General features: G+C 43.3%; 23 protein-coding genes. 12 read left to right on the forward strand and 11 right to left on the reverse strand.

The window, feature by feature from the left end; translation table 11 throughout:
* Positions 1–2: 2 nt before the first annotated feature.
* The gene (locus R8O70_RS02115; RefSeq protein ID WP_318184031.1) at positions 3–878 is read right to left on the reverse strand and encodes a LysR family transcriptional regulator; all 876 of its coding nucleotides are present in this window, start codon (positions 876–878) and stop codon (positions 3–5) included.
* Positions 879–1032: 154 nt separating this feature from the next.
* Here R8O70_RS02115 and R8O70_RS02120 point away from each other — a divergent pair, with 154 nt between their 5' ends.
* The 3 genes from R8O70_RS02120 to R8O70_RS02130 all read left to right on the forward strand — a co-directional run bounded on the left by R8O70_RS02120 (position 1033) and on the right by R8O70_RS02130 (position 2945).
* A complete protein-coding gene (locus R8O70_RS02120) occupies positions 1033–2001 on the forward strand; it encodes an aldo/keto reductase (RefSeq protein WP_064369144.1) in 969 nt (322 codons plus the stop codon).
* Between the two features lie 9 nt (positions 2002–2010).
* On the forward strand, positions 2011–2397 hold the full coding sequence (locus R8O70_RS02125) for a GlcG/HbpS family heme-binding protein (protein ID WP_064369145.1): 387 nt from the start codon (positions 2011–2013) through the stop codon (positions 2395–2397).
* A 167-nt stretch (positions 2398–2564) separates the two neighbouring features.
* The gene (locus R8O70_RS02130) at positions 2565–2945 is read left to right on the forward strand and encodes a hypothetical protein (protein ID WP_005375467.1); all 381 of its coding nucleotides are present in this window, start codon (positions 2565–2567) and stop codon (positions 2943–2945) included.
* 111 nt (positions 2946–3056) lie between these two features.
* Here R8O70_RS02130 and R8O70_RS02135 read toward each other — a convergent pair whose 3' ends face one another.
* Positions 3057–3389: a helix-turn-helix transcriptional regulator gene (locus tag R8O70_RS02135; RefSeq protein WP_005375470.1), complete on the reverse strand. Its 333-nt coding sequence runs from the start codon at positions 3387–3389 to the stop codon at positions 3057–3059.
* A gap of 141 nt (positions 3390–3530) precedes the next feature.
* Between R8O70_RS02135 and R8O70_RS02140 the strand changes: the two genes are divergently transcribed.
* The 3 genes from R8O70_RS02140 to R8O70_RS02150 all read left to right on the forward strand — a co-directional run bounded on the left by R8O70_RS02140 (position 3531) and on the right by R8O70_RS02150 (position 6303).
* A complete protein-coding gene (locus R8O70_RS02140; RefSeq protein WP_005375472.1) occupies positions 3531–3842 on the forward strand; it encodes a hypothetical protein in 312 nt (103 codons plus the stop codon).
* Positions 3843–4565: 723 nt separating this feature from the next.
* The gene (locus R8O70_RS02145; RefSeq protein WP_017821614.1) at positions 4566–5723 is read left to right on the forward strand and encodes an amino acid permease; all 1158 of its coding nucleotides are present in this window, start codon (positions 4566–4568) and stop codon (positions 5721–5723) included.
* A 232-nt stretch (positions 5724–5955) separates the two neighbouring features.
* A complete protein-coding gene (locus tag R8O70_RS02150) occupies positions 5956–6303 on the forward strand; it encodes a hypothetical protein (RefSeq protein WP_017821612.1) in 348 nt (115 codons plus the stop codon).
* Positions 6304–6446: 143 nt separating this feature from the next.
* Here the strand turns inward: R8O70_RS02150 and R8O70_RS02155 are convergent, their stop codons facing one another.
* From R8O70_RS02155 to R8O70_RS02170, 4 genes are all read right to left on the reverse strand, one after another.
* Positions 6447–8318 (reverse strand): methyl-accepting chemotaxis protein, encoded by a 1872-nt coding sequence (locus tag R8O70_RS02155; RefSeq protein ID WP_017821611.1) that lies wholly within the window; start codon positions 8316–8318, stop codon positions 6447–6449.
* Between the two features lie 436 nt (positions 8319–8754).
* Positions 8755–10119, reverse strand: a complete 1365-nt coding sequence (locus tag R8O70_RS02160) for a YjiH family protein (protein WP_017635848.1) — start codon at positions 10117–10119, stop codon at positions 8755–8757.
* 455 nt (positions 10120–10574) lie between these two features.
* Complete coding sequence (locus tag R8O70_RS02165; RefSeq protein WP_005375484.1) at positions 10575–11246, reverse strand: YoaK family protein; 672 nt, start codon at positions 11244–11246, stop codon at positions 10575–10577.
* 153 nt (positions 11247–11399) lie between these two features.
* Entirely contained in the window at positions 11400–11801 is a 402-nt protein-coding gene (locus tag R8O70_RS02170) for a GFA family protein (protein ID WP_047101644.1), read from the reverse strand.
* Positions 11802–12001: 200 nt separating this feature from the next.
* On the opposite strand from R8O70_RS02170, the gene R8O70_RS02175 reads away from it, so the two are divergent.
* Together R8O70_RS02175 and R8O70_RS02180 are read left to right on the forward strand one after the other, a co-directional pair.
* Positions 12002–12631 carry a hypothetical protein gene (locus R8O70_RS02175; protein ID WP_047101642.1) on the forward strand — a complete coding sequence of 210 codons (630 nt, stop codon included), beginning with the start codon at positions 12002–12004 and terminating at the stop codon, positions 12629–12631.
* A gap of 124 nt (positions 12632–12755) precedes the next feature.
* Positions 12756–14039: a peptidoglycan DD-metalloendopeptidase family protein gene (locus R8O70_RS02180; protein WP_318184032.1), complete on the forward strand. Its 1284-nt coding sequence runs from the start codon at positions 12756–12758 to the stop codon at positions 14037–14039.
* Positions 14040–14145: 106 nt separating this feature from the next.
* On the opposite strand, the gene R8O70_RS02185 is transcribed toward R8O70_RS02180, so the two are convergent.
* Together R8O70_RS02185 and R8O70_RS02190 are read right to left on the reverse strand one after the other, a co-directional pair.
* Positions 14146–15966: a putative bifunctional diguanylate cyclase/phosphodiesterase gene (locus R8O70_RS02185; RefSeq protein WP_258624821.1), complete on the reverse strand. Its 1821-nt coding sequence runs from the start codon at positions 15964–15966 to the stop codon at positions 14146–14148.
* Between the two features lie 183 nt (positions 15967–16149).
* Positions 16150–17037, reverse strand: coding sequence for a LysR family transcriptional regulator (locus R8O70_RS02190; RefSeq protein ID WP_017635852.1), 888 nt, complete (start codon positions 17035–17037; stop codon positions 16150–16152).
* Positions 17038–17142: 105 nt separating this feature from the next.
* Here R8O70_RS02190 and R8O70_RS02195 point away from each other — a divergent pair, with 105 nt between their 5' ends.
* The 3 genes from R8O70_RS02195 to R8O70_RS02205 all read left to right on the forward strand — a co-directional run bounded on the left by R8O70_RS02195 (position 17143) and on the right by R8O70_RS02205 (position 19130).
* Positions 17143–18336 carry a multidrug effflux MFS transporter gene (locus R8O70_RS02195; RefSeq protein ID WP_258624824.1) on the forward strand — a complete coding sequence of 398 codons (1194 nt, stop codon included), beginning with the start codon at positions 17143–17145 and terminating at the stop codon, positions 18334–18336.
* A 178-nt stretch (positions 18337–18514) separates the two neighbouring features.
* Entirely contained in the window at positions 18515–18862 is a 348-nt protein-coding gene (locus R8O70_RS02200) for a hypothetical protein (protein WP_005391198.1), read from the forward strand.
* A gap of 133 nt (positions 18863–18995) precedes the next feature.
* Positions 18996–19130 (forward strand): hypothetical protein, encoded by a 135-nt coding sequence (locus R8O70_RS02205; protein WP_017635854.1) that lies wholly within the window; start codon positions 18996–18998, stop codon positions 19128–19130.
* Positions 19131–19257: 127 nt separating this feature from the next.
* Here the strand turns inward: R8O70_RS02205 and R8O70_RS02210 are convergent, their stop codons facing one another.
* From R8O70_RS02210 to R8O70_RS02220, 3 genes are all read right to left on the reverse strand, one after another.
* A complete protein-coding gene (locus tag R8O70_RS02210) occupies positions 19258–19872 on the reverse strand; it encodes a glutaredoxin domain-containing protein (protein ID WP_005375543.1) in 615 nt (204 codons plus the stop codon).
* A gap of 43 nt (positions 19873–19915) precedes the next feature.
* On the reverse strand, positions 19916–20773 hold the full coding sequence (locus tag R8O70_RS02215; RefSeq protein ID WP_005375542.1) for a DMT family transporter: 858 nt from the start codon (positions 20771–20773) through the stop codon (positions 19916–19918).
* A gap of 464 nt (positions 20774–21237) precedes the next feature.
* Complete coding sequence (locus R8O70_RS02220; RefSeq protein WP_005375535.1) at positions 21238–22209, reverse strand: porin; 972 nt, start codon at positions 22207–22209, stop codon at positions 21238–21240.
* A 609-nt stretch (positions 22210–22818) separates the two neighbouring features.
* On the opposite strand from R8O70_RS02220, the gene R8O70_RS02225 reads away from it, so the two are divergent.
* Positions 22819–23877 (forward strand): porin, encoded by a 1059-nt coding sequence (locus R8O70_RS02225; protein ID WP_042521502.1) that lies wholly within the window; start codon positions 22819–22821, stop codon positions 23875–23877.
* The last annotated feature ends 194 nt before the right edge of the window (positions 23878–24071 follow it).

The following is a 24071-nucleotide window of genomic DNA, read 5'->3' on the forward strand; positions in this document are numbered from 1 at the left end:
AGTTATTGAGCAAAGTGCTGCTTCACAAATTCAATGAAGGCTCTGGTTTTCGCCGATTGATAGATAAGTTGTGGGTACACCAAGTAAACCGCGTTGTGCTGGTGGTAAGTTTCTTCCGATAGAACCTGCACTAGACGGTCGTGCTCAACGTCTTGTTCGACAAAGTAACTTGCTAACCGAGCAATGCCATTGCCAGACAGGGCTGATTCTTTGAGTAAGCGGTTTTCATTGCTTGAAAGCCAACCTTGGGCTTGAACTGTTCCCGTTTTTAACGGCCACTCTTTTTGATGCAATGTGGTTAAGCATTGATGCTGTTTTAAATCCGCTAACGTCTCTGGCGTACCTTCTTCTTGCAGATACAGAGGTGAGGCAACCAGCCAGTGGTGGTAGTCCAAAAGGTGATGCGCAATCATATTCTCGGGCGGCGTTCTTGTTGCTCGAAACGCAAAGTCGACGCTGGTTTCCGTCAGATTAAACGCTTGATAGCTAGAAAGAATCTCGAACTCTACGTTTGGATGTAAAGCGCGAAACGCCACACACAAATCATGCAGCACCGCTTCGGCAAACATCTTGGGAGCAGTAAGCCGAATCAGACCGTCTACTTGCTCAGATTGCTGACTTAAACTCTTTTCCATTTCCATTACGCGGCGTTTGAGATCTTCCGCTTGTGCAAAGATCGATTCACCTTCTGCCGTCAATCTCACGCTGCGTGTGGTTCGAACAATCAAAGGCGTGGCGAGTTCCGATTCCAATCGCTTGATTTGTTCCGACAGGTAACTTTTAGAGATACCAAGTTGCTCTGCTGCTCTAGAAAAGTTGAGTGTTTGAGCCACTTCAGCAAACAGCATCAGTTTTTCGATGCTCTTATAATCTGCCATCTTGATTGCTCGTCTTTATTGTTCGCTTTAATTGTTCGGTATCGAGGATAATGAATTCGATTTTACGGTATTAAACTAATTTTTACGAACGGTAAGATGGTTCGAGTTAATTTAAGAAATTGAAGATGCAGAAATCGGAAAAGTGAGAATAACGATGAACAATCCAACACTACCGCTCGCCAAAACCTTACCTAACGTTAGCCGCTTGGTCTTCGGCTGTATGGGAATTGGAGGGGAGTGGAATCGCAACCCATTAACCGCCCAAGATGAAAACCAAGCTTATGCCGCTGTAGAGGCAGCATTAGAGGTTGGCATCAATCTCTTTGATCATGCGGATATCTACAAATTCGGTAAGGCTGAAGAAGTGTTTGGGCGCATCTTAGCCAATGACTCAACCTTACGAGAACGAATGTATCTGCAATCAAAGTGCGGCATCCGTCTAGGAGATGAGCAAGGTGTTAAGCAGTATGACTTCTCTGCCAAATGGGTGACGGCTTCTGTTGAGGGCATTCTTGAACGCCTTGGCGTGGAAAATCTTGATGTTTTGATGCTGCATCGTCCTGATCCTTTGGTTGAATTTGAAGAACTGGGCACAACGCTAAAAGCCCTGAAACAAGCTGGCAAAGTTAACCACTTCGGTGTTTCTAACATGAACAGTGCTCAAATTGACCTTCTTCAACAAGCAACGGGCGAAGTTGTTGTGGCGAACCAGTTGGAAATGAGTCTGGCTAAGTCTGACTTTATTAAGCAAGGCATGGGGCTTCCTTCGTCGGAATCTGACTACGTTGCTGGAACACTGGAACATGCCCGTAAGCATAATATCCAGCTGCAAGCGTGGGGCAGTATGGCGCAAGGAAGATTCTCAGAGCGTGGTTTACATTCTGATGATCACAACACCAGACAGACGGCGGAGATGGTAATGGCGCTAGCAGCTGAATATGGCGTGTCGTCTGAGGCGATTGTTTTAGCCTTCCTGACGCGTCATCCAAACCAAATTCAGCCTGTTATTGGTACTGCAAACCCACAGCGTATTCGCGCTTGTGCTCAAGTAGAGAACGTCACGCTATCACGTAGCCATTGGTATGGCTTGTTCGAGAAAACCCTTGGTCATGAGATCCCGTAGGAGAGAAAAATGAAATACGTACAAGTTCAAACTCTGATTCAAACGGCATTGGAAATTGCGACTGCTCGCAAGCAAAACATTGCGGTTGCCGTGGTTGATACACATGGAGAATTGCTCGGTTTTGCCCGAATGGATGATGTGAGTGTGCAAGCAGGTTTGTTAGCACAGAACAAAGCTTACACCTCGGCTAGAGACCGTCAGCCTAGTGGCAATCTGGGCGCTTGGGCTCGTGAGACAGGTAAGCAGTTGAGTTATTGGACTGACCCGAAGATCACAGGCTTTATGGGTGGTGTGCCTATAGAACAAGAGGAGAAAGTCGTCGGTGCAATTGGCATTAGCGGTTTGGCTGAGCAAGATGATGAAGCACTTGCGATGGAAGTATTAAACGCGCGTTGAGTATAATGTTTATCAGTAGGTGTGATGCTTTGTCCAGCTTTGTACTCACTGTAGGGACTCAAGTTCACAGGCTTCGTCGAGTCACAATGCTATCTAATAGCCTGAAGTAAGCAGAAGTTGAAATCGCGAACTATGATTAATTTATTTGAAAGCTTTGAGGCCTAAATATGTTTCATAAGGTATTCGTTTCGCTATTTTTTGTTCTCCTCTCAGGCTGTGGTACGAGTGACAGCGCGTTAAAAGAGAGCGGTTATGATGAAGCTTATATCCAAGGCTTTCATGACGGTCGGCATAGTGGTATGCAAGAGGCAGGGAATGATTTTGAACACTATATTAAGGACGAAACAAGGTATCAAACCGACTCAGATTATCGGCAAGGCTGGGATGCTGGTGAGGTAGAGGGTAACAAGTTACAAAAGCAGGCGACCGCGATAGGACAAGGCATGATTGATAATTCATATGAAGAACGTGATGTCTTTGATCCTGATAAAGTGGCGAAAGATGCAATAAAAGGCGTTGATACATCGGAACTGAAAAGCCTAGAGTAACGGACTGATATAAAGAATAAAACTCGTCATTTGACGAGTTTTATTTTTGTCTAAACGATTCATGTTTCAACGCTCAACAGGGCATTCATCGTTTGGGTATGAGTAATGTCGTTAATCACCTTTCTTGTTCTTTTGTTCAAGGATTAACGATAACAGGCGAACGAGCAGGGACTGAGCTTCCGGTGAGAGCAATCGCGCCACGGCCGTTAAGTCATTTGCTGTGACATGCTGAACATCACGTACATCTAAAGCAATATCTAGGTCAGTCAAATGAAGCGAACGCAATATGGCACGATATTGTGAGAGTTTAAGATCGGACTCTCCGCGCTCGATCCTTTGATATGTTTTTACGCTCATTCCAGCGATGTTTGCCATTTGCTCACGGGAGAGGCCATTCGATTTTCGTCTTGCGATCAGTGCTTGAATTATAGGGTCTACCTGCATGTGCTCTCCTGAAAGGACAGTTTTGACCTAAACGGAGCAAGAAGTGGACCAGTTTAACCACTACATATTTACCTGCTTTGCAATCAGTATAAAAATAACTGTCTTATAAAAACGTAAATATTTTAGTCAGTTATTAACTCAATGGAAAAGTATCAATCATACAAATCAATAGAAACGAAAGCTTCTATTCGCAAAATGCAACGCATTTTAGATCATTTATTTAGTGAAATTGATCAGCAACATCGTGAGACTAAAGAGAATGTTGTGACACTGATTCAACAGTCACAACAGCGATTGATGAACTACAAAGAGCTTTACCTTCACAAAGAATCGATAAGTGAAGTAGAGCTGCGGATGGCGCATGAAAATATGAGTGAGACTGAGAAGCAGGTCGCCGATATGGGTATTCCAGTGTTAACTTATATCATTGGCGCGCTAGATAAAGCGTATTAACACAGTCGTAAAGTCGGGCGATACAAGATTTATGCAATTTCGATCAATTGATGACATCTAAAAGAAAGGATGCAAATGCTGGGGAACCACACCCAGCATTCGGACACTCATTTACCTATATTTTCGAACCGTAAATCAGTGTTTAGAGGTATGTGAACCGAACAGTGTCGGTACGCAGCGAATAATAGCGATATTGTCCGATCTAGGCTACGTCCTTGGAATCTAACACCTTCACTTAAACTGTAAATTAATCTGTACACCCAGCCAAATTGAGCCATTGAGCACGTTCTTCCTTCTCTTTAAGCGATAAAAGACTAATTAGTGACGAAAAAAACAACACATCTTAGGTAAAAGATAAGAGTTGTTAAAATATATCGCTATAAGATTGACCTTTTGCTTTTCAATCGTCCTGCTTATGCCTTACAATCTTTTCGAACCAAATCCATTCATAACGAATGGGGTTGATGAATTAAGATGAACAATTTTGCTTCGAACCCAAAGTTGCGCACATTTCATCAACGATGACATCGCCAAAAATGACTCTCAAGTGTTCATGTGCAAATGATTAACCACCTTTTGTTGCATGTTTTCTTAGCCATACAGGGCTCTTGTAACATAGTGCTCTTGTAACCAAATTTTGACTAAGTCGGAGCGTTTTGTTGTGTGCTTTAGATAAAGCACAACTGGCGAGAAATTAACGGATTGAATTTAGAGGTATTAACCGTGAACCTAAAACTTGTCGGCAGCTCCCTGATCGTTGCAGGTACTGCTCTTGGCGCTGGTATGCTTGCTATACCAATGGTGCTTGCTCAATTTGGCCTCCTTTGGGGCACTCTTCTTATGTTGTTCATCTGGGCTGGAACGACTTATGCTGCGCTGCTCCTTCTTGAAGCCAGTTGCAAAGTAGGTGGTGGTGTGAGCATGAATGCAATTGCTCGCGAAACGCTTGGTAAAGGAGGCCAGTTGGTAACCAACAGCTTGCTTTACGCCCTGTTAGTTTGTCTATTAATGGCTTACATCATTGGTGCGGGTGATCTGGTACAAAAAGTAACAGCCTCAATTGGGCTTCCAACATCTACGATCTCAAGCCAAGTCGGTTTTACTCTTTTAGTTGGTATCATTGTTTCGGCAGGTACAGGGGTAGTAGATAAGCTGAATCGCGGTTTGTTCCTAGGCATGATCGTAGCGCTGATCCTGACACTTTTTGCGCTTGCACCAAGCGTCTCGTTTGAAGGACTTGATGAGGTTGTGAGCGACGATAAAATGGCACTTATCAAAACCAGCTCGGTGCTTTTCACCAGTTTCGGTTTTATGGTCGTGATCCCATCGCTTGTAACTTACAACAAAGAAGCGAGTAAAACACAGCTGCGTAATATGATTATCGTGGGCTCAACTATTCCGCTTGTTTGTTACCTATTATGGTTGTTAGCGGTTGTCGGCAACCTACCACCTCATGAGCTTGTTCAATACTCCAACGTAACAGAGTTGATATCGGTACTAGGTCAGCAATACGAGGGCTTAGAGTTCATCCTATCCATGTTTACTGGTTTGGCACTACTAACGTCGTTCTTAGGTGTTGCAATGGCGCTATACGATCAAAATGCAGACCTACTGAAAGCAAGTAAGCCAGTGATTTTTGTTACTACTTTTGTGCTACCACTATTAGGTGCTGTATTTGCGCCAGAACACTTCCTAGCTATTCTCAGCTACGCGGGGATTATTCTCGTGTTTCTCGCGGTCTTTGTCCCATTATCAATGACCATGAAAGTGCGCCAAGTGCCGGTAGAAGATGACAATATTTATGAAGCTGGTGGCGGCGCAATGGGAATGAGCATGATCTTCCTATTCGGCTGTTTCTTGCTGTTTGCCCAAGCAGTATAAAATCACGCTAGCTTATTTAAAAACTGAGCCGCTCGTAGTCAAACGGGCGGCTTTTTTGTATTCATAGCCGAACCCAGGCCACTCAAAGTCATCAGCATTTGTGATGTTTGACGTTTCTCTGATAATCACGGTTAGCGCTGACTTTTTAGTAAAACTCCTTAGCGAAAGGCTGACATGTACAGTGATTCACCCTTCTATTATATCGATGTTGATATGAATAAGAGGCTCTGTTGTGTCAAAGCAATTATCTTTTGCCATGGTTGGCGTTATGTTGTCTTTAGGTGTGTTGAGTACAGAAGCGGTGGCTGACCCGAAGCATAAGCATGGACATCGGTACGATCACCATCATGCGCATCACCACCATCATAAACACAAGCGCAAGCACAAGCATAAACATAAACACAAACATCGTGACGTTATTTATGTGGAGACCCGACGACCAAGGCGCAGTTACTATTACCATGACCGAATTCCTCGGAATAGTACCTACATAAAGATTGGAGATTTCACTTATCTAAAAGTGGACGACCGCTATTATCGTCGTTCTAATGATCGCTATATCCATGTCGAGTTCAATTAAACTTGAAAGGACACATAGTCGGCGTTCTTGTAATGTTGAGCTTAATAGCACCAACATGGCACATGTAACATCGACCAATACTAGGTAGAGGGTTAAAAACAAAAACAGCGAGCCGGTGCTCGCTGTTTTCGCTTAAATGAGTGTTAGACAGTAAATCTATTTAAGATTTGATCTTGTTTATGTACATCTTCTTGTTGCGCCTGCATCGCGTCGTTGGTTCGATTTGCCGATTCGGCGACTTGAGTCGATAGGTCTTTAATATTCACCGTATTGTTGTTGATCTCTTCAGCGACAAGGCTTTGCTCTTCCGCTGCTGAGGCAATTTGCAAGTTCATATCGGAAATACGCTGAATCGCGTCACGAATGCGTTGTAACGCACTATTTGCTAAACCCGCTTTTTCAACGGCCTCTATAGCACTACCTTTGCTTTGATGCATGGCATTTGCCACAGATGAAGCGCCAGATTGTAGTTGCTCAATCATAGTACGAATCTCTGTTGTCGACTCTTGAGTACGTTGTGCCAGTGTACGTACTTCATCTGCAACAACGGCGAAGCCTCGGCCAGATTCTCCCGCACGTGCAGCCTCGATTGCGGCATTCAACGCGAGTAAGTTTGTTTGGTCCGCAATATCGTTGATGACTTTTAGAATCGTTTCGATATTGGCGGTAGCAGATTCCAACACTTGTACTTCTTCGACTGCAAGGTCAATGCTATCGGAAAGCATGTTTATCGTTTGTGTCGATTCACCAACGATAGAAGACCCCTCAACCGTTGCTTGGTCGGCTTCTTTGGCTGCACTTGCCGCACCTTGCGCATTATTAGCAACCTCTGTCGCGGTGACAGACATCTCATGCATCGCGGTAGCAAGTTGTTCTAGCTCTTGCAGCTGAGTGTGAATTGCGCCTGCCGAGTCTTTTGCGCCCTCAGCGGTGATTTGAGTTCCGTTTAAAATTTGATCAGAAATACGTTTCGACTCAATGATTTGCTGTTGTAAGTTCTCCATGAACGTATTGAAGTTTGTGGCAAGCTCAGAAAACTCTTGGTCAGTATCTGTTTCGAGGCGTTGTGTAAGGTCGCCTTTCCCTGATGCTACATCTTTAATCGCATTATTTAGCGTGTCCAAAGGACGCATGAGAGTGCGAATCAACAGAGTTAGGGCGATAATAGATGCAATCACGGCAATGATTGAATAAATAATAGCGTTGTTACGGAGCTCTCCTACGGCAGAATAGGCAACAGCTTCATCGATCACCGAACCTACGTACCAGTTCTCTCCAGGAATGTGAGTCAGGTTAACCATGTAGCGGTTGCCATCAATCTCAACATGTTGTGCTGATTGCGTAAGTTCGATTTGTGGGAGGTAGCTACCGACTTTCTCACCGTTGTATTTACTTTGAGGGTGAGCAATGGTTGTGCCATCAGCGGTGACCAGAAATAAGTAACCAGCATCAAACAGATTCACTTGGTTGACCAGATCTGAAAGGGTAGTTAATTCGAGGTCATAAAACATACCGGCTAAAAACTGGCCATTTTCTTTTACTGGCGTACCAACAGAGATGATAACGTTTTTCGAAGACGCATCGACGTACGGATCGGTTACGACCAAATCGCCTTTGCTCTTAGCTGCAATAAACCAAGGACGCTGACGTGGGTCGTAGTCTGGACCCGCATCCCAGCCGTCGTCATTTTCAATCACAAAGCCATTACTTTCATAACCAAAACCGATGGCAAGGAAGCTGCTTTTTGGCGTCGGTCTTTCAAGTATGTTTTGAACATAGCTATGTGAACTGGGATCAAGCTCAATCACTTCAGTAATGGAGCGAGCGAGATCCTTCTTTGCATTCATTTCTGATTGCACAGTGTTACCAACACTGGTCAATATCTCGTTGACACTTGAGTCGATTTGCTCCTGAGTTTGGGAGCGGATGGTCATAACTTGTTGTGTCGACAATAACGACACGGTAATTAGCAGCAAAAATGAAGAGGCTGTGACAACCTTATGTCTGAATTTCATGAGCTTTCCTCTGATTCTCCCGGTTGGTTCCACTTTGCTTTCGCCTCTTTTAAACCGAGCGAATTGGGCATAAAGAGAAACCTATTGTGTTTGGTTATATTTTTATCGACATCTTTGTCAAAAACATGAACTCATTTGTCGTCTTTTTTAACTAAATTTAAACAAACCGACAATTTACGTTAAAACTTGTGAGTGTGATCATGTTTGCGAGCTCGATTAATGAAATCGTCATAATGAAAAGGATTGCTTAACAAATAGTGGCATCAACTGGCTTTGCAGGTGAGGTGATGAAAATTTTGTTGGTGCTGGCAGGTGTTTTGTTGAAGTTTTGTCTTTGTAAATTATGAGCTTTTTACTAAAAGCCTAATGTGAACGGAGTTTTGGGTATAAAAAAGGCCCCGACGATGCGGAGCCTTTGTTAATTGACGTCTCGATTTTAGAAAATAAGATGAGCAACGCCAGCAATCACAGGTAACGTGATTAACGTACGTAAAATGAAGATTACGAAGAGCTCTACAATGTTTACTGGAATTTTGCTGCCTAACAGTAGGGCACCTACTTCCGACATGTAGATAAGCTGAGTTACTGACATTGCCGCAATAACAAAACGTGTCATTTCGTTATCGATTGAGGCCGCTAAAATTGCTGGAATAAACATATCCGCAAAGCCAACAACGATTGTCTGTGATGCTGCAACAGCTTCAGGGACTTGCAGTAGCTCTAGGTATGGGATAAACGGTTGACCCAGAATTGCAAATACAGGCGTGTATTCTGCAATCACCAATGCAACGGTACCAAGACCCATAACTACAGGTAGTACGCCAAATACCATATCGACTGCGTTGTGTACGCCTTCTTTAAATACAGACTGAACCGATGTGACTTGACCAGCACGCTTAAGAGCTAGATCCATACCCCAAGAGAATGTGGTGTGGCCTTCTGGCACTGCATCTGCGTCTTTATCTGGGTTGCTGCCGTCAATGTAGCGATCTTTCTTCAGACTAAGCGGAGGCAGGCGAGGAATGATAATCGCAGCTACGATACCAGCTAGACAGATAGCGCCGTAGAAAGGCAAAAATAAGTGCTCTAGTTTTACCTGAGCGATAACAACTAAGCTAAACGTGATCGATACTGCTGAGAAAGTGGTCCCGACAACAGCCGCTTCACGCTGAGTATAGAACTTATTTTCGTATTGCTTGCTGGTTAGCAAGATACCAACACTTCCGTCGCCTAACCAAGATGCCATACAGTCAATTGCACTGCGGCCAGGTAGGTTGAATACCGGACGCATTATTTTACTGAGTAACGCACCAAATAGCTCCAGAAGACCGAAGTTCAAAAGAAGCGGAAGCAGTAAACCCGCGAAAATGAAAACGGCAAACAGAGTAGGTAGAAGACCAGTAAGAACAAGCCCGCCAGTGTTCTCTTCCCAAATTGCTTTTGGACCCACTTGGAAGAACGTCATTAACACGGCAGCGCCGCCGATTAAACGAACAACGAGCCAAAGTGGAGATGGATTGAAGAGACCGTTTAAAAAACCATTACGTAAAATTGCAGCTGGCTTAAAAATTTTGCAAAGAACAGAAGCAACGGCCATGAAAGCGATGATACTGGTGACGATAGCAATCAAGGTATCGCCTAACACCGCTGGGATGACTTTTGCCATCACGGCAACGGGAATGGTTAGGCCGCCATCGTAAGAGATCGGAGCCATAAAGAGTAGAAGACCAATTAGGGAAGGGATGAAAAACATCCAAAAGTTGCCCTTAGGAGCTTCAGTAGCATTAGTGGTGTTATGCATAGTTGTCTCGTGTTACTACTAGTCAATACTTGCCATTTCCATGACATAAATATTCACTAAACATCCGTATTTAATCACAGTTTTGCGGAGGGTACCCGCAAACTGCATCCATTGCAATACTATTCATTAAATACATCTAGTTATTCAGCCGATTTGTCGGGTAATTGGTCAAATAACGTCTAAGTGTATGCGAATATGTTGCTTGTGTTAGAAAATTGTAGCACGAGGGGCGAATTGCGCAGTGAATTATGGGGCGCATTGTGACTGGAATAATAAAATGGTAAACAAATGTGATTTTGATCTAACTAACTTCTTTGCCAGAAATTCAGTTAGCCTTATCTATTCTAAGGTTTTTAGTGGTGTCAAAATACCGTTCAGCGTTTCTTGTACCGTTGCAGTGTGAACCTATTGAGCCAAATCCGATTGAAGCATGTCGCTTCAATCGGATCGAAATTTTATGCTTTTTGTTGACGGCTAAGTATGTATAGGTAACTCCAGTAAATCAGAGCTGTAGAAAAAGCCAATATTGCTGGGAAAACCAGCGTATATAAACCATATACCGTAAATAGAGCCGCTCCCGCGACGCCGCCAAACAAAAAGCCAAAGAAAATGAATAGGAATAATTTTGCTTTACGTCGGTCAAATTGACGACCTCTCAAGCTCTCTCCAATCATAATCCCTAGATCGGTGATGATTCCGGTCATATGTGTGGTTCTGACTACTGCGCCGCTAAACGTGGTGATCATTGCGTTTTGTAATCCACATGCTGCTGATGCTAGATATTGGCCGTACAAATCCCCTTGCACCAAAAAGCCCAAGCTGAGTAAGAGCAAGCTCCCTTCTATGCACAGTGCAACACCATATCTTCGCCCTAGTTTTAACGCACTGCTTTCAATAAAAAAGCCGCTAAAGGCAGCGCCAATCAAAAAGCTAAATACGATGAAGAGCAGGTGAATGGAGCTATCCACACCTGTTAGCAAGCTGTTCCCTAGCTGAGTTACGGTTCCCGAAAGATGAGTTATCGCTTGGTGTTGAAAGCCGAGAAGACCAACGGCGTTGACGCAGCCCGCGAGAAGAGCTAGTAGAAACGCGCCATATTCCACCCAACGAGGAAGTCTGGAAATCACAATAAACCCCCACCAAATATTAGGAGCCGATTATAACGCTCACACCGAGTTACGAAACCCTTTACAGTAAAACTCGATTGATCATTCTCAAAAAAATCTCACTTATAGGGTGTTTGTCCGAGCCAAAGTAAATATGTGAACGTGGATTGCCCGCTAGCAGATGTGTTCCGTTGTGCATTCGAAACTCACCCACCCGTGTTTCATTTGTTCATAGACTGAAACCGTAGGTTGGTGGAACTCTTTATCGGTAAATAGACCGACGGGAATGATCATGATTTCTGGGTATGCAGAAACGAACAACCTCATTGTCGTGCCGCAGGATGGACAAAAGTCATACTGAACCTCACTGCCATCATCGCCAATTCGGGTATAGCTAGTAACTTCACCGTTTAAAGTGACGTGCTCTTTTTCAAAGCGAGCTTGTACCCCAAAAACACTGCCAGTTCGTTTTTGGCATTCGAAGCAATGACGGACAGACGTGTGGGTGGGCTCTCCCTTACAACGGATCTCAACTAAACCGCAGGCGCACTCGCATGTATGAATGGTTTTTGTCATCGTGATTACCTATTTGTCCCAACACACCGATAGACCTAGAGCACAGAGCTTGTGTCACTGGCTCGTTATTAGCTCTGGACTTGAAACTATTTGGATACAATCAGTTTAGTTTAATTTTGAAACACTTGAAGAGGTGAAATCATTTGGGTATACAATGGTATACTCGCTTTTCGTTTATACCTTGAAACAAGGAAGCCTTCATGACTTACAAAAAAATCCTGCCGATACCACTTATTCTACTTATTCCAATCGTTTTATTAGTTGTGGTTGTGATCGCAGGTGTTTATCGTTTTAGTTTGTCTGATGACGAGATCATGGCTAAGTTTCCTCAAACAGAAGTAGAAACTAACGTTATTGTGCAAGAGACGCTTGGCATCACTGCACGTAACCCTTGGACGATCCAAGTACCCGAGCAAAGTGCGGTCACTTTTCTTGATGAGTGGGATAAAGAAAACGGCTATTTGATCGGTGACTATGATGCAGGTGCGACAAAAGGTCAGATACTTGTTCCAACTGCGTCGATTAGTCAGCGTGAGATTGAAGGTGTTTCATGGGTTGTTGCACCGATGATTGTAACGACACAAGGTAGCGGTTCGTTTAACTATGTTGGCTTGTTCAAGTTTGACCCCGTGCCGAGCCGAGTTGTCCTTTTAGACAGTATTTTTGTTGGTGACCGCGTGAAATTTACTCAGCTCGAATGGAAAAGTGATACAACTATCACGCTTTCATATTTAGCGCACGGTGACGATCAAGCAATGGCAGACACGCCAAATCAATTCAATTCATCCACATTACAGCGTGTAGGGAATAACTTACATATGCAACAGTGATGAATTTTTTTTGAGTTCTGTAAAAATTCAGTATTTTCTGCGCTAGATCTCGAAATTTCCTAGTGATTTCTTATTCGGGAATGCATAAGCTATGAGCCTTGTTTGAAAGGAGATAGTAATTCCCGTGTCTACAAATGAAATTACAAGACGGTTGCCGAATCTGACAAGTCGTAGAGCGCTGCTGTTATACTCCTTGCCAGTTTTAGTTGCGATTGGTGTTTCTCACTCTCTCAAAGAGTCATCTTTAACCAAAACCATCGCATTGAACCTACCTGAATCTCAGGTCGTTGAAAAAATTCTTGATGCGACAACTGCCGAAGTTGTCACTCCCCCGAACTTCGAATATCAAATCCAAGCAGGTGACAACCTAAGCACTATTTTTAGTCAGCTCGGTTTCGGTTACAGCTCGTTAATGAAAGTAATGGAAACGGATTTGAACTACTTGGCACTTGATACACTTAAGCCGGGCAATACGCTCCGTTTCTGGCGTGATGATGCGACAGGCGAGTTAGCGAAAATGGAACTGCAATTTTCTATTGCAGATAAAGTGGTCTACAAGCTGAATAATGATGGTAGCTATGACTTTACTGATATTTCCATTCCTGGCGTGTGGAGCCAAGAACCTTTAGTTGGCGTTATTCAAGGCAGTTTTTCTTCTTCTGCGAGTCGTTTAGGTTTAACGTCGGCGGAAGTGAGTCAAGTCGTAAGCTTACTCAAAGAACAACTTAACTTTGGACGTGATCTTCGTGCAGGTGATCGATTTGAAGTTGTTCGTCGCTCACAAAGCATCAATGGTGTACCAACAGGTAAGAACGAAATTGAGGCGATTAAGATTTATAATCGCGGCCGCGAGATCACCGCTTACCTTCATACTGATGGTCAATTCTACAATGCCAAAGGTGAAAGCTTACAGCGCGCATTCCAGCGTTACCCTGTAAGTAGTCGTTGGCGTATCAGTTCTGGCTTCAACCCTAATCGTTTACATCCAGTAACGGGGCGTGTTGCGCCGCACAACGGCACTGACTTTGCTGTACCAACCGGTACACCAGTCGTTTCTACTGGTGATGGTACAGTGATCATGACTCGTAAACACCCTTATGCGGGTAACTACGTGGTTGTTGAGCACGGCAGCAAATATAAAACCCGTTACTTACACCTAAGTAAGATTTTGGTGAAGAAAGGGCAAAAGGTTTCTCGAGGCCAGCGTATCGGTCTTTCTGGTAAAACAGGTCGAGTGACTGGGCCACACCTTCACTATGAGTTGATTGAATACGGCCGTCCAGTTAACGCTATGCGAGCAAATATCCCAATGGCGAGTTCTGTTCCTAAGAAAGAGATGGCTACTTTTGTCGCGAACAGAGATGAAATGGATAGACTGTTACGCGATAAAGAGAAAGCAGTGCTGTAATAAAGTACTTCGCTCAAAAAACAAAAAGAGACTAAGCATAGCTTGGTCTCTTTTACTTTGTGCATTAACTAGATTTGAATTCTATGACAGCAGTCTGTTCAGTACGTTAGGCACTCCGCACTTCACGTTCATTTATCAGGTGTACGATTTCTTCAACACTGTGTGGACGAGAGTAAAAATAACCTTGGATGTAGTGGCAGCCCATTTCAATTAACTTTTGTAGTGCTCTATCGTCTTCTACGCCTTCGGCAATTAAATCCACATCGAGCAGCTCTGCCAATTGCGCTATCAAAAACACTACTTGTTCAGAGGTTGTATTTGAGAGCATGTTCTGCACAAAGGTAGCATCGATTTTGATGCTATCAATCGGATAATTGTGTATATAGTTCAAGCTTGAGTATCCCGTACCAAAATCATCCAGTGCAACTTTAAAACCCAAGTATCGCAACGAGTTAAGTACCATCTGTTCACGGCCACTTTGTGAGAGTAAGACGGTCTCGGTGAGCTCTATAACAAAGTCTTTTGCTTCGTGCTGATACTTTTCAACCATGTTGGTTAAGTGATTAATATAACGGTTGGAATCAACCAGCTCATACGCTGAGCAATTGATGGAGAGTTTGACTTTATAGCCTAGGTTCGCTTCGAGTTCTTGCTTTGCGATACACGCGAGTTCAATAATCCGTTCACCTAACTCGATAATCAGGCCTGATTGTTCGGCAGCTTCAATGAACTCCGCTGGAGAGATATTTCCATAGATATTGCTATTCCAACGAGTCAAAATTTCAAAGTAATTCCAGCGGTCGCTCGTGATATCGACGATCGGTTGAACCACTACATACAACTCATCGCTGTCTTGTATATCAGTACTTAGCTGGATTCGCATTGCCTCAATAAGCTGTGTCCTACGGTGGTATAAAGCACTGAGGTGTGTGTCGTAATGCTGAATCCGTGTATCGCGGTGTTTTTTACAATCTTTGAGAGCGAGACTGGCATTCAAAATCAGCTCATCGCTGTTCAACATATGTACTGGGGCACGCGCAATCCCAATACTAACGGTGAAAGAAATCCGGTTAGATTTGTCGCTGTAGCCGCTTTCAATTTTGTCGAGTACTTCCTGACACACGGCGACAGGATCTTCGTCGTACGTGATGAAGGCGAATTCATCTCCTGCAACACGGAACGCATTGTTTGGCGACGACAAGCTCTGTTGAATGGCGTTAGCTGTGAACTTAATGATTTGGTCGCCGATATAGTTTCCGTTGATATCATTGATCGATTTGAAATTATCGATATCAAGATACGCCAAACTGAATGGGCGAGTCGCCTGCTGCGTTAATGTCTCCAAGGTATCAGCTAAACAGCTACGGTTGAGCAGTCCAGTTAGGTTATCATGCGATACCTCATAGCTAAGCTGATTAAGAAGCTTATCTGAACGTTCACTGACCCACTTTTCACGTAAGCTATGAATAATGACATTGGCATAAAATCGGTGGAAGTCGAGGATATCTTGCGCTTCTTTCGCGTGGATGCTTCGGGTAAAGGTAGACAGTAAAATTCCCAGAACTTCGCCATTTTGTGTCTTCAATGGCAGGCCAATGTAAGCTTGAATGCCATCTTCTTGAAACATCTGATCTTCAGGAAAACGCTTGTATACCTGGTCTTGATAGAAAATATGTTCGCCAATGTCTTTCGCCACTTTTTCACAGGGGGTGCCTGAAAGGTGGTAGCTTAGGTTGTCTGTAATTTTTCCATTGCTGGCGAAGGAAATGGTATGAGCCGATTGCTGAAGATGCGCAACTTCTACAACGCAAGTGCAATGGCTCTGCAAGTGTTGATGAATATCTAACGTGACTCGGTTTAGCTGAGCCGTGCCGTTTAGCTTCAATATCTCATCAATTTTGTGGAAACTGATTTGTACCTGACCCATCGAGCATTTCACCTAGCGTTGTTATTAACATATCGTGTAAGACACGACGAATTATTATTTGATATGCATCAAATAAACTATCGGTTACTAAGGCAGATTTTTCAAATTTTGTGAACGAACAAATCATTATTTTCATGTTTTTATGCTTGAACATTTTAAAGGTATAGCGATAAAAACGCTAAGCTAGGCGCGCTTCTCCTCTTCTAATCGTGATTTGAGATAATCGAGGAATAGCTTAGTCCGGGTATGCTGATAATCCAGCTTTGGATAGTAGGCATATACAGTAGCTTTATCCGCTGTGATATCGGGCAGGATAGGGACTAACGCGCCGGATTTGAGATCATCTTTGATCATGACGTTGTTCGTCATCAAAATACCCATGCCTCTTTTGGCACCATGAAACAGCGCTTCTGGGTTGGTCGTGGCAAAGTTACCGGACAAGCTGATACGTTTGCCTCGATTTGTTTTGATTTCTCGTGAGGGTTTTTCTCCCCAAATCAGGACATTATGCTCTGTCAGATCCTCAACGCATTGTGGGGTGCCGTATTTTTTTAGGTAACTAGGCGCAGCGTAAAACTGGGCTTTATGTTCGAAAAGCGCAGTGGCTTTGAAACTCAGAGAGTTCAGTTGCTCTAATTCCCGGCTAATAAACAGGTCTAAGCTTAGCTCTGGCAATTGGCCTGGTAGCGTTGTTGTTAATTGAAGTGTGATGTCTGGATATTTCTCAAGAAAATCATCAAGATAATGAACTAGAAATTTAGAACCAACGGCCAGCGTTGCCCCAATTTTTAATAGCCCTGCTGGTGATTGGTTGACTGAGCGAGTCTCATCTAATACCGACTGCCATGAATCAAGCTGACTTTTTGCTCGTTGATAAAACAGAGCACCAGCTTCAGTTTGGCTAATTGAGCGGGTCGTACGTTTGAGTAGTTGAACGCCAATTTTATCTTCTAGCCATTGAACTCGCTTACTGATAGCTGAGCTGGTGGTATTGAGTTTCCGCGCTGCTGCATTAAAGCTACCTTCTTCGACCACACGAATATAACTCTTCACGCTTTGAATCCAGTCCATTGTATCTCCTTGGGAATTAATTCCTTTCCAACTTAGCTGATTATCATCTTTGAGTATCAAATATACACTGTTTGCCATCAATCTGTCACAAAGTAGGAGGAACGTTTGCGTAAAACACCATTGTTATTAGCGATGATGATCATTGCCACAGGCCAAGTTGGCGTTAGTATTTATCTTCCTTCTTTGCCATTGATTGGTCATGACTTGAATTTGCCGCAACATTCGATTCAGAATCTCGTCACGCTATTTCTCGTTGGCTTCGGTATCTCTCAGCTTTTTTACGGCCCATTGTCTGATGCGATTGGTCGTCGGCCGGTGTTTATTCTGGGGCAAAGTGTATATCTAGTTGGTACGGTTATTTGCATCGCGTTTTCGGACAACATTGTTGCCCTTGAAGCGGGACGGTTACTGCAAGGTCTAGGAGCGGGCAGCGCTTCGGTACTTGGTCGGTCAGTACTGCGTGACAGTTATGACGGTATGCAATTAACCAAAGCGCTATCTTATATTTCAGTCACGGCATCTGTGATGCCAATCATTGCTCCGCTGTTTGGTGGTTGGATTGCTTTTCACCTGAGCTGGCATGCTGTCTTTGTGTTTGTGCTGATTTACTTAATGGCAATTTTTACGCTTGGTTTATTGGTGCTGCCAGAAACGCTGCCTTACCCGAAGCGAAAATTTAAAGTAGGCGAAGTAAGCGCGAACTATTTGCGTCTGTTAACGAATACACAAGTGATTGGTAGTGCGAGCTACAACTGGCTTAGTTATTTATCGGCTCTGGTTACGCTCTCCTTGTATCCATTTTTAATGCAACAAGAGTTAGGATTAACGGCGGCGGATTATGGCTCGTTGATGATCATACCGTCAGTTGGTTTGCTGACGGGTAGCTTGGTGCTTAATTTGATCAACGCTCGTTACAAAGCTCAGAAAATCTTGCTGATGAGTTTCGCGATTGTTGCTATTGCTGGCTTCATGTTGTTGGTTACCCCCTTCAGTGTATTTTCATTACTAGTGGCATTTACGTGTTTAAGTTTTGCCCAAGGTATGTCGTTTCCGGTATCAATTAGTTTGTTGCTGTCGCCACATAAGCAACAGGCTGGAGCGGTTTCTGCATTGTCTGGCTCAATTCAAATGTGTTTAGCCGGGTTGTTTGGCGGATACTTGGTAGATTCTTGGGTCACGAATCAAAACCAGCTTGGGGTGTTTTATTTGTTTATTGCGTTACTTTCTTGCTTTGTTCTCGTACTAAGCCAATTTCGTAAAGTGCCAGAAGGGACTATTCAAGCAGAAACTTCCACCTGAATATACTTGCAACGAAAGAGGCAGCTTTCTAAAATGCGCTGCTAAATTAAGTCAGGATCATTGTGCATATTGAATGACTCAGTTTGAGAGGAAGAGGGCAATGCCTGATGCTCCTCTCAAGCTTGGGGATACATTTCTGCCCAAATGACTATCCGATCTCTAATCGTTAGGTGAAAGAATGCAACAAAACGAATTTGAAACACTGGTAAAAGAAATTACTCAGCAAGAAAGCATGCCAAAGGCACTCGAAGTCTTGAAGGCGTGTGAGGAAGAAGAAGTTGCACAAGCGGCACAATCCCTAACGGGTCAGTTTGGTCTTGCAGAAGTTGATGGCGAGAAACGTATTTACCATATTACCACTCAAGAAGACGAGTCCGGAGAAGAGCAAGAATACGTGGAGCACGTCATGAATGAAGGCGATCACTTGATCAAATTTGCTGCGTGGTTCTTTGAAACATTCTTTGAAATCAAACAGAAAGATACGTACGTCGCAGCGGGTAAAACATACCAGCAACCTAAGCGATAGACGCTCATTTCAAGAAATCCACGAAAATCAAACTGAAAGTTAATTACAAAATAAATGTGACTGGAGTCTTGTTTTTATCTAATTGTGGTGTAAAATTACTACATAGTTAAGTCAATACATTCAGGAGAAGGTCATGGGTAACGAACTTGGTGGTGCTTATATTGGCCAGATGATTGCAAAAGACGCGATGCACAAAGCGCTTTACGGTAAAGCGAAGAAGAAAAAAGCTTCTGTTTTTGCTCGTGTTATTAAAAAACTGGCGAAATAATTTAAAAAGCCCTGATTGAAAAATCAGGGCTTTTTGCTTTTCTCTGTTTTGTTGTTAGTAAGTAGCCAACATATTGCACAACATTGGCAAAACGCTACTCAAAGACTGATGACATTTAAATCTAGAATTACGCGGATTGGCTTGGTATCTCCACAACATTGTTAGGCACTTTATCTAGCCCCTTTGCTGATAACCACTTTTCTAAATCGTCAGCGCCTCCAATATATTTTCCATCTAACCAGATTTGCGGCACTGTTACCGGTGTTTTTTCGCCAATGATGGCTTTTACTTCAGGAATCATGCGGTATAAGGCGGCGCTGTCTTTAACTACATCATGGTACTCATACTGAACGCCAGCCTCGTCAAGTAATTGTTTGGTTTTGACACAGTAAGGGCAAGTTGCTTTACCATAAACAATGTTGCCTTTTAGCTCATCGCGTTTTACCCACTCAGCAATAACAGACTGTACAAGCACACCCCGATTCAATGCTTCTCCTTGGCTGATAACTTTCCCTTCGACAAGAAGAATGGGTGCATGCCAAGCACCAGCTTTTAATGGTTCCCACCAGTGCGATAACCAATCTTTTACTTCAAGTTCAACGGGCACATCGGCTAGTTCGTTTTCAAAAGTATCCTTTAAAATATCTTTGGTTAATGTACATTCACCACAAGGAATATTGACTTTGAATGGGCCCCAACTACCAGCCCAGCGATACAGTGTAATTTTGATTGGTTGACTCATATGGGTTCCTCATTTCCTTTCCTGAAAATATAGAACTTTTAAATTAGATTTTTCTTTCAACTAACTTTGTCTTTTTCGCTTCCCAATGCGTAATAAACGCAATAGATGCAATAATAATCGCAGCACCTAACCATAAACGACCAGGTGGCACCCAACCAAACACCAACCAACCAGCAACAACATTCAAAGGCAGTTTGGCGTGATCAAATGGTTGCACAAATGAGGCGTCTGCTACTGCATATGCTTTAACGATAGCCCATTGAGCGAGTGCTGTAAGTGCACCTGCGGCTAAAAGCACACCCCATATCGTCCACGTATCTGGCATAGTAAACGTCGGTATCGCTAACAAGATATTAAATGGTGTTATCAGCAGCAATAAATAGACAACCATGGTTGATGGCGGATCGTTTACCGACATTTTTTTAACCATTAATGAATACGCTGCCCAGAAAAATGCGGCGCCAACAGGGAGCAGGGTCGCCCATGTAAATGAGTCTGCCCAAGGCTCAAGAATGATCATGGCACCAACAAACCCCGTCAATGTCGCTAACCAGCGTGCAGTACCTACTTTCTCTTTGAGTAACAAGCCAGAACCAACTGTGGCAAATAACGGGGAGGTCATGAGAAGTGCAATACCTTGCCAAATTGGAACTGGGTAAGCGAGAGCCCATAACCAAAGTTGAATCCCGATAACAGAGAGAAAAATGCGGAATGCATGCCAGCCAAAGTGTTGGGTTCTTAAAGAACGTCTAATCCCAAGTGTACGTAGGTAGGGCAGAATAACAAATAAGGCGATTGCATATTGGAATAACGCAAATGTGGTGGAGGAGACACCAAAGTTGATGCTAGCAATTTGGGCGAAGCTGTTCACTATGGCGAATGCCAAGCCAGCTGTTAGCATCCAGGACGCACCTTGAACAGGATGATGATTCAATTGAAAAATTCCAGTTTGATAGACGTGGCGGGATCATACGTCCTATTGTTTTTCGCGCCAATAAAAAAATGCCTCCCAGAGGGAGGCGACATTACCAATTCAAAGGACGTGCCTGTTATAACAGGTACAAAGAACGAGAAGCACAAACGCTGCCATGCATTTGCATAAATAATATTGCAGAACACGTGCCAACTTTTATATATTTGATTTTAAATGGTTTTTTGGTTTTTCTATGTTGTCGATTAGATGAAATGCACTAACTTAGTGATCAATCGCATTAAAAGAGGGCAGAAGTAGGCGTCGTTACGCTCGTTTTTCATTGCTGAGCGATGCTTGGATAGTGTGAAAACTTATCGAGTTGTGTTGGGTTAAATAAAAAATGGCCAGCAAAGGTGCTGGCCAAGTGGACTCGCTCTTAGGACAAGAGTGAATTAGAAATCGTAACGTACGCCTAGGCGCAGTGTATCTTCGCCTTCTGTTACTAGACCTGTTGTTGCATCTTTTGCTTCATCAAGTTGGTTGATGTAGTAAGACAGGTAAGTACGGAAGTTGCTGTTTAGTTTGTAGTAACCAACAAGCTCGATACCTTCAACGGTGTCGTACTTTGAACCGTTGTCTGGATCATTCTCTTGAGCTGTGTATAGAGCTGCAAGTGTCACTTTGCTTGCTACTTTGTAGCTTGCGACTAGCTCGTAAGCCGTAAAGTCTTCAGAGTCAGTCAGGGAACCTTGAGAATAAGTACCTGCTAGGTAAAGGTTGTCCATCGAGTAAGCGATACCACCTAGAATTTGATCTTCAGAGTTATCTTTATCTACATCGCCACCAGAGTATGCAAGACCAAAGTCGAGGCCCATTGGTAGTGAGTACATTCCAGAGATGCCGTATTTATCTTCGTTATCGCTAGAGTTTGCTTGGTAGGTTGCTTGAAGTTGTAGTGCATCAAACGCACCACGGTATGCGAAAACGCTGTCTTGCTTATCAGACGACGAATCAATAACTTGCTGAACACCAGAGAATTCTGTGATATCCGTCATGTCAGAGATGATGACTGCAGCCATGTCTTGACGACCTACAGAGAAAGCACCGATATCAGAGTCGACGCCTGCATACATGTAGCGGTTTTTGAATTCACTCTTGCCCGTTTTTTGTTCGGCTTCGTAAACACCGAAAGCAGAAAGGCCGTTGCCGATGTCTGTTTTACCTTTTAGGTTAAGACGAGCACGGCTTTTATCTTCCATGGAACCTTCAACTTCAGCACCGTCTGAACCGATGAAGTCACCACGAAACTCAACGCGGCCGCCAACTTTTAATTCAGTACCGTCGTTTTTGTATACAGTTGCTGCGAATGATGGTGCTGATACCAATGCTGTAAGAATTGCAGTAGTTAGTGCTGCCTTTTTCATTTTCTTATTACCCTAGTTGTAATCGATGGGCTTTCTTGCCCGATGTGTTGATGACGCTAAGGTAAAGGCTGAAAATGAAAGATAGATTTCTGTTAAGTTATGATTTGATTGCACTTTTATTGCTGGAAAGAATAAGTTCCCCTTCTCATACCACTTATAAAAAGAAAGGTTTATCTTTTTTGAGGTTTTTTCCTCTCCGTTAAAGACTGTGTTTTTTTCAAAAAGTTCCTGAATTGCTTCTTGACCCTAAATGTAAGTAAACATTTCAATTTGGCAGGGAAGTTTGGCCTAAAAATAGCGAATCATCAGCTATTTGTGAGCTAACTCTCTCTAAAGCATTTCTTATTGTAAGGTTTTTATTTCTCGATTTCTTGAAGACTAAGTAAACGATTGCTTTTTAGGTTTTGTCTGAGATCTTTTCACTCGGTTGTCAGGAACTAATCAAATAAAGTGTCGGCAGTTGTTACACAAAGGTAAAAGTAATCTGGTGGAAACGATGCCTCGGATAGCCTTTGTATTCCTCTCTTTGTTCATCATTTCGTTTTTACGAAAGTGAACCAAAGCCGGGTCTAAAACTGACTAACCAACTAATAAGTAATGGATTTAGAAATGAATAAAAAATTATTAGCAGCGGCAATCGCGGCAGCAACCTTCGGTACTCAAGCAGTTGCAGTGGAACTATATAATAACGATGGCACAACATTTTCGATGGGCGGCCACGTTTCTGTTAATTTAAATGGATCAGAGCAAGGTGACACGGATGTGGGTACTAACTCTCCTCGTATCAATATCTCTGCGACACAGGATTTGGGTAATGGCTTCACCGCAGACGCACGTGGTGAATGGGCGCTAAACTACTTAGACGGTGGTGAAGAGTCGTTTAAAACTCGTCTAGGTTACTTAGGTATAACGCATGAGGTTTATGGTCGTGCAGTAGGTGGTACGCAATGGTCACCTTACTACGATGTCGCAGGTATTGCAGATATGCCAATCGCGTTTGCCAACGACTTCATCTATGACGATCATGGAAACCTTGGCACTGGCCGTGCGGATAAAATGCTTTCTTACCGTAATGCCATCGAGTTGGGTGAAGCGGGTGTGATCAACTTTGGTCTTGGTTGGCAGGGTGCAAACGATGATTACACACGCAACGATGCTGGAGTTATAACTGGCGGTGCTAAATACGATGACCGTGTGCAAGCTGCGCTTTCTTACTCAATCATGGGCGCTAAAATCGGTTACTCTTACAATGGCGGTGATTTCCAGCACCCTGCATATGCAGGTAAGCACACGGCGGAATCACACGTTGTATCAGCATCTTACGGTGCGTACGGCCAAGGCCTATTCCTTGCTGCGGTTTATGGTTCAAACGAAAACATGAACTTCAGTGCAAAAGGCGACCGTTTAGAAGAAAGTGATGCGTACGAAGCGATCATCGCATACGCTCTAGCAAACAGCCTAAACTTGAGTGTTAACTATGAGATGGTGGAAGGTAAAGAGTTTAAGAGCTCTAAAACAGAAACTGCTCGTGAAGAAATGGCACTACAAGCAGAATACAACTTCACGCCTAAATTTGTTGGTTACGCGGGTTACCAATTTGACCTAAATGACGACAATGGTCGTGAAACTGATGACAAATGGGCGTTAGGTGCTCGTTACTACCTATAATAGGGTTTAGCGAGAACTATTATTCAAGCTCATTGATCTAAAGCCAGCCTCGTGCTGGCTTTTTTGTCTATTTGTTTTACAAATACTTTGCTGTTTCAATTAGATGATACAAAACTCAAAACGGGGTGAATGTCTTATTTTTTACACTAGAGGTTGCTATTTAGTGTCGTTAAGTCAATAGGTTAGATTATGAT

This window comes from Vibrio sp. 779(2023) (genome assembly GCF_033344285.1).
Taxonomy (GTDB): domain Bacteria; phylum Pseudomonadota; class Gammaproteobacteria; order Enterobacterales; family Vibrionaceae; genus Vibrio; species Vibrio alginolyticus.